Source organism: Streptomyces sporangiiformans (assembly GCF_005768555.2).
Classification (GTDB): Bacteria; Actinomycetota; Actinomycetes; order Streptomycetales; family Streptomycetaceae; genus Streptomyces; species Streptomyces sporangiiformans.
The window spans coordinates 1-602 of the sequence record NZ_VCHX02000194.1 but is presented as its reverse complement, the minus strand read 5'-3'; the positions used below and the strand labels follow the sequence as shown (position 1 = coordinate 602).

Annotated in this window: 1 protein-coding gene; it reads right to left on the bottom strand. The window is 69.1% G+C overall.

Annotated features, from left to right (window positions below; genetic code table 11):
• Window positions 1–602, bottom strand: a 602-nt coding sequence (gene tal, locus FGD71_RS34845; RefSeq protein WP_119104583.1) for a transaldolase, incomplete at both ends; no start/stop codon positions are given.

Sequence of the window (602 nt, the reverse complement as noted above, 5' to 3'; positions counted from 1 at the left end):
GCGACCAGCTCGTCGACGTACAGGGTGTCCTTGTACGCCGGGTCCTTGACGCCGGTCGAGGCCCACAGCGGGCGCTGCTTGTTCGCCTGCGCCTTGTCGAGGGCGGCCCAGCGCTCACCGCTGAACACCTCCTCGTACGCCTCGAAGGCGAGCCGGGCGTTGGCCAGCGCGGCCTTGCCCTTGAGCGCGAGCGCCTCGTCGGTGCCCAGCTTGGCCAGGCGCTTGTCGATCTCGGTGTCCACGCGGGACACGAAGAACGACGCCACCGAGTGGATCGTCGAGAGATCGAGTCCGGCGGCCTTGGCCTTCTCCAGGCCGGCCAGGTAGGCGTCCATGACCTCGCGGTAGCGCTCCAGCGAGAAGATCAGCGTGACGTTCACGCTGATGCCCTTGGAGATGACCTCGGTGATCGCGGGAAGGCCCGCCCTGGTCGCCGGGATCTTGATCAGGGTGTTCGGACGGTCCACCAGCCACGCAAGCTGCTTGGCCTCGGCGATGGTCGCGTCGGTGTTGTGCGCGAGGCGCGGGTCGACCTCGATCGAGACCCGGCCGTCCTGGCCCCCGGTCGCGTCGAAGACCGGGCGCAGGATGTCGGCGGCGTC